Raw genomic sequence first — 14,276 nt, 5'->3', positions numbered from 1 at the left:
CACTGACCGTAAGGTCGTGAGCTACAAGCCTCTCACTTTAGTGAGGGGTAGTTGACGAACCAGTAGTATTTTATCATCCTTAAAGATGGCTGCCCGGGTGTCTAACTTGGGTGTTTGGTAGCCACTATCGTTACAAAACAAGCCTGTCACCTGCTCCAAAGAAAGACCACTCTTTTGGGCCATCATCTCCGCCAGGCGCTGGTAACGTGCGCGGTCATAAATATCTTTACCATAAGTCAGGCTCGCTTGGGCAATACTTTGTAATTCGATAATCCAGTCTAATAATTAGTCTGTAGTCATTAAAAAGACTCCCTTCTTACTAATCTTTGACATACTTCACTTTTAAATCGGGTTTAAAATAAGCACGATACCGAGCTGATAAAGGCTCATCCGTGATTAAAACGTCGATATCCTTAAGGTCAGCAGATTTATACGGAGAAGAATTTTGGGCCTCAAATTTATATTTTTGGGCGACAAGGACCACTTTCTTAGAGCGCGCGATGACCTTTTTTATAATAGTTGCATCGTAAGCATCGACAATCGTAATCCCATCGGCCTGAATCTTTGACGTCCCCAAGAAAGCAGCGTCAAAAGTATAATTATCTAATTTAGCTAACGTTTCTAGCGAATAGGTGTAACGGTTCCCTTTATCAATTTTACCTCCCAATAATTCAACTGCAGGTAATTCATGCAGAGTTAACCTAATGGCATTATCAATCGAATTGGTGACCACGGTAGTATTAACCTGCCCTAAAAGTTCACACATTTGCATTAACGTAGTCGAAGCCCCAATAAAATATAGACCGCCTGGATGGACTTCTTGACTGGCAAGCTTAGCCATTTTGGCCTTAATTGGGGATTGGATGTGGGTTCTAGTGACAAAGCCTGGTACATTGTTAAGCTTAGCTTCCATTAGGCCACCATGAATTCGTACTGCTTGACCAGTCGAAGTCAGCTTTAAGACATCCCGGCGCGCAGTATCAAAGGCAATCCCAAAATGGTGGGCCAACTGTCTAGTTGTCAGTTGGTGTTTTTTAGCTAAAAGCTGTTTTATTTCTTCTAGGCGTTGGGTCTGTGAGTACAAAAAAATCCCCCCTCACTAATAATTTTAACACAAAGAGGAATAACTCATAGAAAGTACAAGTTATTCCTCATTAATTAAATCCTATTTCTGCCTTGAGTTGCTTGCCAATCATTAGCAAAGTCAGCTACGGCCTTGGCAATAGCCGGATTTGCAAACCCAGCTTCATAAATAGCTGGACTTGCGGTAACAGCTTGGGCTCCGTGGGCTAAAGCGCTCGTTACTTGGCCAACATTCTTAAAACTAGCAGCTAAAATCTTAGCTTGGCTGTGCTTTCTTTCAATCGCTAAGGCTAACTGATCAATAACCTCTAAGGGATTAGTGTTGAGATTTTCCATCCGGTTGTGGTAAGGAGCTAGATAATCCGCGCCCGCCTCTAGTGCAAGCAGGCCTTGCAAGCTAGTATAAATGGCTGTCGCCGTAATTTGGAACCCTTCTTGCTTAAGCTGCTTGATGGCTTTTAAGCCTTCGGTTGTCACCGGTACCTTAATGTAGAGGTTACCACCTAACTGCTCTTTTAACTTATGAGCATCCGCAATTATCCCCTCATAATCGGATGCAACCACTTGCACATGGATACTTGGAGTGGGACCAATAATTTGTCGAACCGTTTTAACTTGAGCAAAAAAGTCAATTACCCCTTCCTTTTTGGCAATCGTTGGGTTAGAAGTAATTCCTGCTAGGGGTAAGATTTGTGCCCATTTCTTAATTTCAGCAATGTTTAGTGAGTCAATCATAAATTCCATTAGTTTTTCCACCTTTATTTAAATTAGACTGCTTGTTCAGTCCGCGCAATAATATCATCTTGAGTCGCCTTAGACAAAACATTGAAAAAGGCCGAATACCCTGCCACTCTGACAATTAAATCCCGGTGTTTTTCCGGATGTTTTTGAGCATCAATCAGCGTTTCCCTAGACACAACGTTATATTGAATATGGTAGCCATGTAATCTGTTAAAGAAGGTCTTCAACAGCATAATCAATTTCTGCTTGTCTTCCGGTTTAGCCAGTGTTTGTGGGTTAACCTTTTGATTGAGTAATACTCCACCTACAATTTCTTCGGTTGGTAATTTAGACACAGACTTTAAAACTGAAGTTGGTCCTTGTTTATCCATGTTGTGGGCAGGCGAACACCCTTCAGCTAGTGGGGCTTTAGCGTGCCGCCCATCTGGTGTAGCCATTGTCCCGTAGCCTTGACCAACGTTTGCTGAAATTGAGGAAGTTCCGGAGTAACGAATCCCCCCAATCGGTCCCCGACCATAGCGAGTATTCGGATACTTGGCAATTTCGTCGACATAAACGTCATAACAAGCTCTCACTAATTGATCAGCGTAGTCATCATCGTTACCATACTTAGGCGCATCGTTAATTAACATTTGGCGAATTTCTTCCCCGCGTTCACCGGCAAAATCGCTATCTAAAGCATCCCATAGTTTCTTAGGGCTTATCCTATGTTCTTCAAAGACTAACTTCTTGATTGCAGCTAGGGAGTCTGCTAGGTTGGCAATTCCCACTTGTAAACCAGAAATAAAATCATAGACAGCTCCGCCTGCCTTAATGTGCTTACCCCGTTTGATACAATCATCCGTTAAAGCAGAACATAAAATGTCAGGCACTTCCTGCTCAGAGGTCAAGTCAACCGCATTTTCAACGATGACACTCATCTTCGTTAGGTAGCGAACCGTTTCATCCCAGGCTTCTTTTAATTCGGCATAGGATTTCATCTCTGGGAAATAGCCATAGTCAGGAGCAAACCGCTCACCAGACGTCTTGTCAATTCCCCGATTCATTGCAATCAGTAAAATTCTTGGGAAGTTCATGTAACTCATCCCGGTACACCGATAACCCCATTTACCAGGAACCGCCGTTTCAACACAACCAATGGCTGAGTAATCATACGCATCTGCTTCCTTTACCCCTTTCTTAATGAAGGAAGGAATGATGACTTCATCGTTATTAAAAGCAGGCATCCCAAATCCCAGCTTCATTACTTCAATGGCCTCATTCATAAAGGTGGGATTTAAATTAGCATGATAACGGACGGTTAAGTTAGGTTGAGGTAAGTGCGCTTGCGCAACCGACTTTAAAACTAAAAACGATAATTGGTTAACTGCATCTTGCTTGTCCCTAGTTTGGCCACCAATTGTGACGTTTTGATAAAGGGGTGAGCCGGCCGAAGAAAAAGTATGGGCTTGGCTTCTAACCTTGTTAATAGTTAACGTCTTAATCCAAAGGTTAGTAAGCCGTTCTACGACACTAGCTTCCGTTTCAATTCCTGCATCTAAATCCGCTTTCATATATGGGTACAAATACTGGTCTAAGCGTCCGTAAGACAGAGAGTGGCCGTTAGATTCAATTTGGAGAATACATTGAATAAACCACACCGCTTGTACTGCCTCCGCAAAGGTTTGCGCTGGGTAATAAGGCACCCGGTCGCAAGTCGCTGCAATTTGTAGTAACTCTTTTTGCCGCTGGTTTGAAGCCGTTTTCGCTTGGGCCCGCGCTAACTTTGCAAATCGGTGAGCATAATCTTTAACCGCTTCAATCACAATTAAGATTGCGTCGTAAAAATGATACTTATCTAGGCTATCTGGTTTAGTCAAATCCAAGTTAGCCTTAGCCTTTTTGGTCTGCTCTTCAAAACCGACTAAGCCTAGCTTTAGTAGCTTTTGGTAGTTAACTGCTAGGTGCGCATCCCCCGAGTTCATCTTACCTTCCATCCCAAAGAATCCGGTTTGCATGTAAACTTGTACCTCTTTGGGAAGCATTGTATCCGCATGTGCCCGCAAATTATTTTGCTCCCAAAACGGGGCAATTTTTTTAAGCTGTTGCTTGGTTTCTTCGGTAATATAAAAGACATCCCCATCGCGTTTTTCAAACTTGTCTAGTTCATCCAAAACAAATTCCAAAGTATACTCAGGAAAAATCGGCGCATCCTTGTCACCCGAAGCTTGGTTACCGACAATCAAAGTTTCATCGTCGATATATAGCGACATTTTGGCCAAAATATTTTTTAGCATGTACGCCCGTTTTAAAACCACCGGCTGTGCTTGGTACTTACGATAGGCTTCGGTTGCAAGTAAAGCTCGTTGAGCATCAATATACGGTTTTTTATTAAGGACTTTATCGCGATAAGCATACATTCGTGGAGTTAAGTAGCCAAAATGCTTCTGAGAGTTTGTTTGAACATCGTTCGTATATTTTTGGGTTAAAAGTGCTGTTTCCATCGTTTTTTCCTCCTTAGAAATAACAATCTATGTCATGGTGTAAGAAAACCGCTTGATAAGCTTTTAAATCCTCGGGATGCAAAGCTTGATAAGTTGCCATTGTGTACTGGCGCTTAAGTAACCGGTATTTGTTTTGTCCAAATTGGTGAAACGGTAACAGTTGCACCCGCTTAACTTTCATTTGGTCAAAAAGTTGTGCAAACTGCTCTGCATCCTCTAACGAGTCGTTAAAATCTGGAATCACCGGAATTCGTAGCACAATTTGCTTACCAGCTGCAAAGGCGGCAGTAATATTTCTAATAATTAGTTCGTTACCACCACCAACCACCCGCTGATGCTTGGCTGAATCGTAATGCTTTAAATCAGTGTAGATAAAATCAACATACTGGATTAAGTCAAGGAACTTTTTGGTTTGAACGTAAGCGGTTGTTTCAATTGCGGTATGAATTCCTGCCTCTTTAGCTGCTTTGAGGATTTCCTTAGCGAATTCATACTGAGCAAAAATTTCACCCCCAGAAAGGGTTAAGCCTCCCCCAGACTCTTCATAGAAAGGCTGGTCTTTTTTGACCTCGGTCATAATCTCTGCGACTGATTTTTCCTCGCCCATAATGACTGGCCGCTTGGTTTGACTATCTAGCATTTCTTCTGGTTGGCGTTTTTGTGACTCGGGATTAGCGCACCAGGGACAATGTAACGGACAGCCCTTTAGAAAAACAGTGGTCCGGATTCCTGGACCATCATGAATCGAGAAATGTTGGATGTTAAAAATAATTCCCGTATCTTTAGGCATCTAGTTCACTTCCTAACTTTGTGAAAACCTTATCATTTTCTACACCTATATTCTAGCACGGTTTCGTTATTTTGAACCTAATTAATCAGCATTTGCCCCAATCAAATCAGCACTTATCAGCGTTTTAACTTGAAATACGTTTTTATATTTACTTAACCTTACTAACCAGCCATTTTTCCATCAGCATTTAACCCTAAATCCGTACTAAAAAACCTTCTTTCCCTAAACGTTGGGAAAGAAGGCTTAAACGTCCTACTTATCAAATTGTTTTTTGGCCGGCACGTGTCTCTTATGCAGGATTATAACACTAAGCAGGCCGATAAATGAAATTATGGCTAAAAAACCAAAACTCAACTGACTTCCAACTTTAATTGCCTGTAAGGACGTATTGCTACCCTTTTGGGCAAAAGTCAAAATGCCCGAAATAATAGCAGTTCCCAGTGAACCAGCATACTGTTGTGACATACTAAAGAGTGAATTTTGATCAGCTTTTTTAGCTAGTGGTACAGCCTTACCTGAATCAGTCATAACGTTCCCAAACGCGGTGTTAAACCCAGCTCGGGTGAAAATATAAAAGATTACAATCAAAGCAACCGTTAGCTGCTTAGTCAAACCGGCAAATAACACTGCCCCTAATAGCATCAAAAAGTTCCCCAGTGGAATCGGTTTATTAGCCCCACTCTTATCGTACCAGCGTCCAGACAGTGGAGCAATTATTGCACCAGCTAATGAACCTGGTAGTAACATTAACCCGGCCACCAAAGAATTGACGTGCAGGTAATTCTCGGCAAAAATCGGAATAATGAAAGATAAGGAAATATTGGTAAACTGCAAGCCAAAGTAGTCTACAAGTCGCCAACTAACATAAGAATCCTTTAAAATCCTTAAATCAATTAAAGGGTTAGCCTTAGTTAGCGACCTAAAGATAAACAGAGCCAAACACACCAAACTAAGAATAATTAACCCCACCGCTAAGCCTAGGCGGGAACTGAGTTGTTGCAACCCAAATTCCAGGCTAGTTAGAAAAGAAATTAAGTATATAAAACTTAGGAGGTTGAACTTAGTTTGTGGATAGGTTTCATTATCCTCAAAGTTAAGTAAGCCTGCCACTAAAGCTAAACCTAATAAGATTACTACAAACACAAAGCAGTAACGCCAAGTTAGGTAGTGATTCATTATTCCCCCATAAGTCGGGCCCAAAGCTGGTGCAAGTGAAATTAACATTGCACAAATTCCCGTATAAGTCCCCCATTTCTTGGCGGGAACCTTATTAAAGACGACCGAAAACATTAACGGAGTAGCAATTCCGGTAGCAGCTGCTTGTAGTAACCGACCTAACATTAACAACCAAAACTCAGGAGCAAATAAACATAAGATTCCGCCGATAATAGCTAGGCTGCTTGCTACTAAAAATAACCGCCGGGCCTTAAACCTTTTTAGTAAAAAGGCGGTTGCTCCCATCATCAAAGTCACCATTAATAGGTAGCCAGTCGTCAACCATTGCACTACTGCTAAGGGCTCATTAAAAGTTGACATTAAAGTGGGGAAGGTTACGTTAAGGGAAGTTTCAATCAAAATTCCCGTAAAGGTTAAAATCCCCACAGAAGCTACGGAAATATTGGTTTTCCGCGAAACTGTCTCATTCATGAAAAATTCCTCCAAAAATAAAATGAGCTCTTGAGACTTAACTTCCTCAAAAGCTCGCAACTACGCTACTATTAGTATAGCATGTTATTTTCATTTAAACAGTCTTTTTAATTTTTAAAACGTTTTTTTGCCTGGTTATAAGCTAGTACGTCTTGCCGGTAACCACGCTCAGTATTAATTTTGGCCAATAGTTCATAATCATGACTGTGAATCCGCCCACTTTCGAGTTGTTCTTCATACAAGTCTAAGTACGGAAGTTCCACTGCTTGTGCCCGCTTAAGCTCTGCTTGGTGGTCATAGTCTACCTTTCGAAAATCAACCTCAGTTAGCTTTTTTTCTGCCAAGGTCAAAACTAAGTAATTAGCCCGTAAATCAGCCTGGAAGATAGGGTGCTGACTAAACGGCTGGCCGACTGAGCCTGGATTAAAAATCAGCTGTTCTTGACTACTATAACGCATAAGCGGATGGTGCACGTGAGCATAAACTGCCAAATCTAAATCTGGTTTTAACTCAAATAACTGATCAAAGTTAGCTTGGTCAGCAAGCGGATATAAAGCCTGGCCGTGGTTAAAGGTAGGTAAATTATGGGACAAGCCAACTTTTAACCCAGCTAGCTCTACTTGCTTTGCCAAAGGCCAACGCTCGATTTCCATTACCACCTCTGGTGCTAGTCGTTTAGCCAGGGTTTGGGCTAACTTGGCAAAGTAGATTTTACTTTCCTTATCGGTTGGTAACCGCCCTGCAATCGAATTGACTAACAGGTCATCCCAATTTCCCCGCAAACAATAGCTAGGATTCATTTGGGTAAACAGTTCCCACAAGTCTTGAGCTCCTGGCCCAGGTGAAAATAAGTCACCTAAAAACCAAAAATCATCAACCCCTAACGCCAATGCATCCTCATACACTGCCTTTAGTGCAGTATAATTTCCGTGAACGTCGCTAAAAATCCCAATTTTTCTCGTCATCTAAATCCCTCTAACTAATTAAGTCTACACTTAAATATAAAATGAACAGCCCAAAATAACAAGCGCTACTAAAAAAGCCACTTAGACTGGCTAAGTAGCTTTTAATTACGCACCCTTATTAAGGCTAACTTGTGGTGTAACTCCAAGCAAGCTAAGATTAGCAAAGGCAAATACATCAAATCCAATGCTACGCACTGTAACAACCCTACGGTGCTAGCCTTGGTTACTAACGGCGATTCCATTAATAAATTTAAACCTAGACTCAACAACTGACTACCCCAGATAACCGCTACTAAGAACCGATTATCATGCTTAATTTTAGCAATTAATAAGTTAGCTAAATAAAGGCCTAAATAACCTAATACAGAAGCAATACTGTGTAAGAAACTGTGCCAGTTAGCAAAGGTTGAACCTGAGTACACAAGCATCGAGGTCAGTAAACAATCTCCTAATCCATACAGGGCTACTAATAAGGCTAATGGTTTAGCATACCTACTTGCAGCCTGTCTTTGTGCCCACAAGTAAATGTAATAAGCCCCTAGCATAAACAAAATGCCATCAATAAATTCCCAACGGTCAAAGGCTTGGTGGAAGGGAAACTTATTACTCCCCAATTCACTTAGCAACTGAATCTTACTATTAGCACTAAAAAAGCCCATGAAATATGGTAGACTAATTTCTCTAATTAACACAATCAATATCAATAAAAAACTATATTCACGCGTCAACCTTCTCATCACTCTCACCTCAACTGTTAGTTTACCACTAAAATAACTAAAAACAGCGAAGAAAGTGTGAATTTTATATTCAGAAGGCCAGGCGTTTATTCAAACCTACGACTAATAAATAGCCAACACTTACCCCAATCACACCTTGAAGCAAGTTTAAGGGAATACCCACTAAGCCAGTTGGAACCGTATAAAGGAAGCTATCAGCTCCGAAATAAACTGTAACCATCACTAAGGTCCCCGCTAAGAGCCCCAACCACTGCTTTTTTTGACCTAACTGCCCAATAATGTAGCCCTCAGTTCCGTGGGCCAGTAAGGAAAAGAACATATATTGAGGGTAACCCGAAATCAGGTCAAGTAATAAACCACTTAGTGCCCCAACGGCTCCGCCAGCCCGGCTACCGAATAAAAGCGCCGCTAAGACAATTCCTGCATCACAGAGGTTGATATTGCCGTGTGTAAATGGAATTGGAATTAAAAAGGTCCGGGCAATTACCACGTTTGCAGCGGTAATAATCCCAAGTAACGCAATTTTTTTAGTTAATGACGTCATCAAAATCATCCTTTCTCAAAATAAAATCTGCCAGCAAGGAACTTAAATCGAGTCCATAGCTATCAGCCCGGTCACTGTTTAAATTGGCTACTAAGGTAGAATAAAGCAGGTTTGTTGTTACCCTAATTGCTTTTGAAAAGGAAAGACCCTTAAGTAAAAAGCCACTTAGCAAAGCGCTAAAGACATCCCCTGCCCCATAAAAATGACTCGCTAAAGTTGGTGTTAGTGCATATTGTAACTTACCCTGGTCTAACCAGACACACCCTCTTTTTTCACCAAGACTAATTCCCGTAATAACAATGTCAGCCCTAGGATTACTAGTGGCTAAAGCCTGTAATAGCTTCATGTACAGTTCAGGCTTACTTGCAGCTGATTTAATTCCCGTCAGTAAGCTCGCCTCCGTTAGGTTAGGACAGATAACGTCAGCCAAGGTGAGTAATTCTTTTTTCTGACTTAGTAACTCTACAGAAATATTAGGGTAAAGTGCCCCCTGGTCTGCACAAGCAGGATCATAGATTACTAAGGGCGGTTTAGTTGTTACTAACCACTGTTTTAACAAAGCTCCGACTTGTTCATCTTCATAATAGGCAACTAGCGCCCCACTAAACTCTTGTCCTATTTGGTGCCAGTGGCTAAAACTGTGCTGTAAAAAAGCAGTCGTACTTTGTTTAGCAGTCTTACCAAAGCCTTCACTTTGAGTGGATAATAAGACGGTTGGGCTAAGCGCCAAGTTAATCCCAAACAGCTGCATAATAGTTACCGCACTACTCAAAGACATGCTACCAATTCCGGCCAAATCAGCTGCTAATAAAAATGTTTTATTAATTTTAACCACCTACTCTTATTGCTTTCTAATTTAAAGTCAATTATAGTAAGAGTAAGTATAATTTGGTAGCCTAATACTTCAAAAAAAGCTAAGCGTACTGATACAATTATTAGCAAAGGAATGATTATTGATGTCAAAATTAGATTACCAGCTACAAGATCAGTGGCCCCGCCTAAGTAACTTAGAATCCCCCATTAACATAGCTACCCCTACTTGCCAATTTAAATCAGTTGCTGATCAACCCCTAACGGTTAACCTCACCAGCGGTCTGGTTAAAAAGAAGGACCAGGCAAACGGGCCGCAATTTTTACTCACTGGCACGATTCAATTAGGAAAGAAAACTTATTTTTTACAAAAAATGCACTTTCACGATGGCAGTGAGCACTATTTAAATCAGCAACCATCAAAGTGTGAACTACATTTTGTCTGCCAGGATGCCAAAAAACACACCTTAGTGCTAGCCTTACTGGCTAATATTAGCGAAGAAGCTCCGAAACGTAATTGGGATAGCCTGTACAAAGGCCAGGCCACTACTAGTGCTTTTTGCAATTTTTTTGAAAAACAACTAGCTTACTATCAATACCAAGGCAGTCTAACTACCCCGCCCTTATTACCGGATGTAACTTGGGTGGTCTTAGCCCAACCGGCTACCATCAACCCCAGTGATTATCAAGTCATCCACCAAGATTACCCCGACAATCACCGCCAACTCCAAGATTTAAAGCAACGTACAATCACCTATTACGCCTATTAAAAATGAGGTCGGAAACTACTTGACTAAAGAGAGTTCCGACCTCATTATTCATACTACCAAATTGAGCAAAAAGGTTAAGCTAATAAAACTTAGGATAGTTGAAACAAAGGTACAAGCTGAGACATAGTCCGGCTCGGCATTGTATTGAATTGCGTAAATCGTGGTATTAGCCGCGCTAGGCATCGCAGTCATAATCACGATAATATTGCGCAATAAGGGGCTGATAGGAAAAGCTAGACAGATTAGGTAAGCCAGTAATGGTGCAACAATTAGCTTAACAAAGCTGGCAAAACCAACGCTGGTCCAATCAATTTTACTTGCGACCACATTGGCTAACTGCATCCCCAAAGCCAACATAATAATCGGAATGGCTGTCTTACTAATCATATCAATCCACTTCATAAGATTTTCTGGAAGTGTAATTCCCCACCGATTTAATAAAATTCCGGGAACAATCACATAGTTCATCGGCTGTTTAAAGACGCTGCCCAAAGCATAGCCAATTGTTTGCTGCTTGCCAGAACCACCGGCAGCAATATAAATTCCAACTACCCCCATATAAATGGTATGAATAATCATAATGGGCATGGCGTACTTCATGGCACTATTTCCAAAGGCAAATAAGGCAAGGGGCACCCCAAAATTACCACTATTAGAAAAAATCGTTGTTAATAAAAAGGCGTTAAGTTTCTTTTGGTTATAGTGAAGTATTTTCGCAATTATCAGACCTAATCCTAGCAAGGCTAACATAATAACCAATGTTATCACTAAAATATGGCCAAAATTTGAATCCAACTTGCGCTCATAAAAAGTTTTAAAAACTAAAAAGGGTAACAATAAATACATTGCCAGTGTTGAAATTGGTTTGATGTCTAATTTGAGTGCTTTTTGCAGCAAAAAACCACTCAAATAAATCAATAACACCGGTACCATTACCTGCAAAAAAATTGCCATCCAAATCATCCTCGCATTAGTTTTAAGCTTAGTTTAACCCACTTATCCTAACTTTGATAGTAAAATTTTAACGTTTTAAGCCCAATAAAAAACCGGTTAGCAACCCTAACCAGTCTTAATTTGCTAAGTTTAACTCAATGCCTGTCCCAACTCATCGGCCCGCTTAATTGCAGCCGCAAATTGGTCTGGCTCAAATGGAAGGTGCTTGTACTCGTTAGTGGTCATTGCTACCTCGACCACCTTCGGAATATCAGCCTGACTTAATCCCAACTGAGCCAAGGTCACAGGCAAGCCTAAGCGGTGGTTAAAAGCCAACACCCTTTGCAATTCCTCATCTTCCTGATAGTAAGCATGTAACACCAAGACCCCAAACGAAACAATTTGTCCGTGGAGGTACTCTCCCTCACGCTTAATAGCAGTGGTAGCATTATAAAAAGCGTGGGCATGACAGGAGTTAAAATAAAATTCCTTTTGGTTAACTAAATTCGAGGCATAACCAGTAGAAACAACAATATCTAAAGCAACTTCTTCAACCGCCCGACTCGCTAAGTTATTTTTAACATCTGCGATTCCCTGAGGACCATATTGATAAAAGGCACCCTTAGATGAGGCTGCAATCGCTGCTCCTAGCGTAGCGGTATGAGGAAGCTCCATGCCCGTTTCCTTGGCGTGAGCTACACAGTGGGCTACTTCAGGGGCTTTACTAATCCCATCACCAATCCCAGCCCAAAAATACTTGGCAGGTGCATTAGCAATTACCTGGGTATTAATAAAAACATGTAGTGGGACTGGAGGAAATCCATAGCGGTCAAATGAGCCATCATCGTGATAAATGACGGCCACAGCAGTTCCGGCGGAACAGTTAGAACAAATTGTTGGAAAAGTAAAGATTGGTTTAGCCAACTCCATTGCCACCATTTTAGCTGTATCTAAGGCCTTGCCTCCGCCAAAACCAAAGATAACGTCCGCAGCAGCGACTTCCTCAGTTGCAACTAGTCTATCGATGTTAGCCTGAGTAGATTCAACCCCATAGACTAAACTAGCCGTTACCTCTACATTGGCTTGACTAAGAACCTGCTTAACCTCAGTTTGAGAACTAGCGAGGGCCCGTTTACCCCCAATAAAGACGACCTTTGTAAAACCATATCCGGCTAGAATCGCGGGTAATTCATCAAAACAATTAGGGCCATAGCTATAATTACTCATACAGTTAGTTGTCATAATAATTTCCTCCTTACACACCTAGAGTTTATCATATTATAACCGGTGACTTCTAATATTTCAATAATTATTTTTATTTTATTTTAATAAAAAGCGGTGATTGTTCTCATCACCGCTTTTGCTCATGCTTTACTAGCTTCATTAACTGTAACCTGCGCTTATCTTGAAGTTTGCTAATTTCTTTTGGACTCCATTCTGGAATCGGATCAAACTCATATTTCACATAGATTTTTTCATCTTCATATCTAATTGCCAAGATGGCATTGACCTGCACCCAAATGCCAGTATTCTCATCATAAATGATATCTCCTACCCGCGAGATGTTGCGTTGCTCATTTAGTTCATAGGCTAACTCTGTTTGGGTAGTAGTATAATTTTCCGACAAATTAGGACTGTTTAACTGTTGGACTAGGCAAGTGTAAACAGCAAAAATACTTTCCTTTCCCCAGGAAGCCAGCCCAACATCTAAAATATTGATAATAATAAAGGAGGTGGTTTGATAAGTAATCATATCGCCAACAGCAACTTTTTGGTCTAAGGGCTTTCGTAGCCGAATTTTTTCTAACATAAAATTCCCTCCTTCTAACCATTAAAACTATATTCCAATTTCATTATAACATAATTATTTATAATAAATTAATTTTTATTAAAAAAGAAAAGGATTAAGGCTTGCAACGAGGCAAAACTTAATCCTTGGAATTGAGGTAAGGGTAAGAGAATGTTTAACTTCTCTTAAATATTATTTTAACATTCTTAGCGAAAACTTACTAGTTAAAATCAAATAGTTTTAAAATTAACTCTTTTATAAATTTTCTTCGATATCTTGGGCCAATAATTCTGGTGTTAGGTGGAACTGCTTATACAACTCTGCTTGGCTAATATTATCCGTAAATTCCTTGGCCGCCCCATAATTCAACACCTTCATCGCTTTATCAGCGTAAAATTGGCTAACTAAGGAACCAAAACCTCCGACAATACTTGCATCCTCTAAGGTTACTACTAATTGATGCTTTGCTTCCAACCCGCTCAAGCACTCTTCATCCAAGCTTGTCGCCGAATACGGCTTGACAACCGTAACCTGTTGCCCCTTCTTAGCTAAGAGTTCAGCCGTTTTTACTGCCAACTGAGCAAATTTGCCTAATCCTAATATGGCAACTGTCTTGCCTTCGCGAACTAAGTCATAGTGACTTGGGGTGAAGTCTTCCTGTAAAGCTGTCCCCAAAACAACGGGTTGACTAGGAATCCTAATTGCCACCGGATGTTTGGCCTTAGCTAGTGCCCACCGTAACATGGCCAGTAATTCAGCTTGATTACTTGGATGTAGGTAGTTAATATTAGGGATCGTGTTTAGATAAGGAATATCAAAGATCCCTAAGTGGGTCTTAGAACCACCGTTAATCCCCCCATTAACCATTATAATCACAGGCAAATCATTTAAGGCCACGTCATGCGAAAGTTGGTCATAAGCCCGTTGCGTCAACTACCCCTCACTAAAGTGAGAGGCTTGTAGTTCACGACCTTACGGTCAGTG

Annotated in this window: 14 protein-coding genes and 1 pseudogene; 1 reads left to right on the top strand and 14 read right to left on the bottom strand. The window is 40.9% G+C overall.

Annotation, left to right across the window (positions count from 1 at the left end; genetic code table 11):
* Positions 1-51: 51 nt before the first annotated feature.
* From FC14_RS10370 to FC14_RS05110, 10 genes and pseudogenes are all read right to left on the bottom strand, one after another.
* A pseudogene (locus tag FC14_RS10370) lies at positions 52-273 on the bottom strand (NUDIX hydrolase N-terminal domain-containing protein); the annotation flags it as partial.
* A 46-nt stretch (positions 274-319) separates the two neighbouring features.
* Positions 320-1,084 carry a DeoR/GlpR family DNA-binding transcription regulator gene (locus FC14_RS05150; protein ID WP_056976766.1) on the bottom strand — a complete coding sequence of 255 codons (765 nt, stop codon included), beginning with the start codon at positions 1,082-1,084 and terminating at the stop codon, positions 320-322.
* 74 nt (positions 1,085-1,158) lie between these two features.
* On the bottom strand, positions 1,159-1,827 hold the full coding sequence (locus FC14_RS05145; protein ID WP_056976765.1) for a fructose-6-phosphate aldolase: 669 nt from the start codon (positions 1,825-1,827) through the stop codon (positions 1,159-1,161).
* Between the two features lie 23 nt (positions 1,828-1,850).
* Positions 1,851-4,307 (bottom strand): glycyl radical protein, encoded by a 2,457-nt coding sequence (locus FC14_RS05140; RefSeq protein ID WP_056976764.1) that lies wholly within the window; start codon positions 4,305-4,307, stop codon positions 1,851-1,853.
* 13 nt (positions 4,308-4,320) lie between these two features.
* Entirely contained in the window at positions 4,321-5,097 is a 777-nt protein-coding gene (locus FC14_RS05135; RefSeq protein WP_056976763.1) for a glycyl-radical enzyme activating protein, read from the bottom strand.
* A 252-nt stretch (positions 5,098-5,349) separates the two neighbouring features.
* Complete coding sequence (locus tag FC14_RS05130) at positions 5,350-6,744, bottom strand: MFS transporter (RefSeq protein WP_056976762.1); 1,395 nt, start codon at positions 6,742-6,744, stop codon at positions 5,350-5,352.
* 107 nt (positions 6,745-6,851) lie between these two features.
* Positions 6,852-7,709, bottom strand: coding sequence for a metallophosphoesterase family protein (locus tag FC14_RS05125; RefSeq protein ID WP_056976761.1), 858 nt, complete (start codon positions 7,707-7,709; stop codon positions 6,852-6,854).
* A gap of 101 nt (positions 7,710-7,810) precedes the next feature.
* A complete protein-coding gene (locus FC14_RS05120; RefSeq protein WP_056976760.1) occupies positions 7,811-8,446 on the bottom strand; it encodes a DUF998 domain-containing protein in 636 nt (211 codons plus the stop codon).
* 70 nt (positions 8,447-8,516) lie between these two features.
* Complete coding sequence (locus tag FC14_RS05115; RefSeq protein ID WP_056976759.1) at positions 8,517-8,999, bottom strand: ECF transporter S component; 483 nt, start codon at positions 8,997-8,999, stop codon at positions 8,517-8,519.
* Complete coding sequence (locus FC14_RS05110) at positions 8,974-9,825, bottom strand: PfkB family carbohydrate kinase (RefSeq protein WP_056976758.1); 852 nt, start codon at positions 9,823-9,825, stop codon at positions 8,974-8,976. The genes FC14_RS05115 and FC14_RS05110 overlap by 26 nt, the downstream gene beginning before the upstream one ends.
* Before the next feature lie 121 nt (positions 9,826-9,946).
* Here FC14_RS05110 and FC14_RS05105 point away from each other — a divergent pair, with 121 nt between their 5' ends.
* Positions 9,947-10,570 (top strand): carbonic anhydrase family protein, encoded by a 624-nt coding sequence (locus FC14_RS05105; protein ID WP_056976757.1) that lies wholly within the window; start codon positions 9,947-9,949, stop codon positions 10,568-10,570.
* Positions 10,571-10,618: 48 nt separating this feature from the next.
* Here the strand turns inward: FC14_RS05105 and FC14_RS05100 are convergent, their stop codons facing one another.
* The 4 genes from FC14_RS05100 to FC14_RS05085 form a co-directional block, all read right to left on the bottom strand.
* Entirely contained in the window at positions 10,619-11,524 is a 906-nt protein-coding gene (locus tag FC14_RS05100; RefSeq protein ID WP_056976756.1) for an AEC family transporter, read from the bottom strand.
* Between the two features lie 129 nt (positions 11,525-11,653).
* The gene (locus tag FC14_RS05095) at positions 11,654-12,745 is read right to left on the bottom strand and encodes an iron-containing alcohol dehydrogenase family protein (protein ID WP_056976755.1); all 1,092 of its coding nucleotides are present in this window, start codon (positions 12,743-12,745) and stop codon (positions 11,654-11,656) included.
* 109 nt (positions 12,746-12,854) lie between these two features.
* A complete protein-coding gene (locus FC14_RS05090; protein ID WP_082174241.1) occupies positions 12,855-13,313 on the bottom strand; it encodes a hypothetical protein in 459 nt (152 codons plus the stop codon).
* Between the two features lie 234 nt (positions 13,314-13,547).
* Positions 13,548-14,225, bottom strand: coding sequence for a transketolase C-terminal domain-containing protein (locus FC14_RS05085; protein WP_056976754.1), 678 nt, complete (start codon positions 14,223-14,225; stop codon positions 13,548-13,550).
* Between the last annotated feature and the right edge of the window lie 51 nt (positions 14,226-14,276).

Origin of the sequence: Ligilactobacillus agilis DSM 20509 (assembly GCF_001436215.1) — a bacterium.
In the GTDB taxonomy this organism is placed as follows: domain Bacteria; phylum Bacillota; class Bacilli; order Lactobacillales; family Lactobacillaceae; genus Ligilactobacillus; species Ligilactobacillus agilis.
This window is presented reverse-complemented; position numbering and strand designations above follow the sequence as displayed.

Coding starts and splice junctions, on each gene's coding strand:
- FC14_RS05145 (WP_056976765.1), bottom strand. CDS start 1,827: ATGGAATTTATGATTGACTCACTAAACATTGCTGAAATTAAGAAATGG.
- FC14_RS05140 (WP_056976764.1), bottom strand. CDS start 4,307: ATGGAAACAGCACTTTTAACCCAAAAATATACGAACGATGTTCAAACA.
- FC14_RS05135 (WP_056976763.1), bottom strand. CDS start 5,097: ATGCCTAAAGATACGGGAATTATTTTTAACATCCAACATTTCTCGATT.
- FC14_RS05130 (WP_056976762.1), bottom strand. CDS start 6,744: ATGAATGAGACAGTTTCGCGGAAAACCAATATTTCCGTAGCTTCTGTG.
- FC14_RS05125 (WP_056976761.1), bottom strand. CDS start 7,709: ATGACGAGAAAAATTGGGATTTTTAGCGACGTTCACGGAAATTATACT.
- FC14_RS05120 (WP_056976760.1), bottom strand. CDS start 8,446: ATGAGAAGGTTGACGCGTGAATATAGTTTTTTATTGATATTGATTGTG.
- FC14_RS05115 (WP_056976759.1), bottom strand. CDS start 8,999: ATGATTTTGATGACGTCATTAACTAAAAAAATTGCGTTACTTGGGATT.
- FC14_RS05105 (WP_056976757.1), top strand. CDS start 9,947: ATGTCAAAATTAGATTACCAGCTACAAGATCAGTGGCCCCGCCTAAGT.
- FC14_RS05100 (WP_056976756.1), bottom strand. CDS start 11,524: ATGGCAATTTTTTTGCAGGTAATGGTACCGGTGTTATTGATTTATTTG.
- FC14_RS05095 (WP_056976755.1), bottom strand. CDS start 12,745: ATGACAACTAACTGTATGAGTAATTATAGCTATGGCCCTAATTGTTTT.
- FC14_RS05090 (WP_082174241.1), bottom strand. CDS start 13,313: ATGTTAGAAAAAATTCGGCTACGAAAGCCCTTAGACCAAAAAGTTGCT.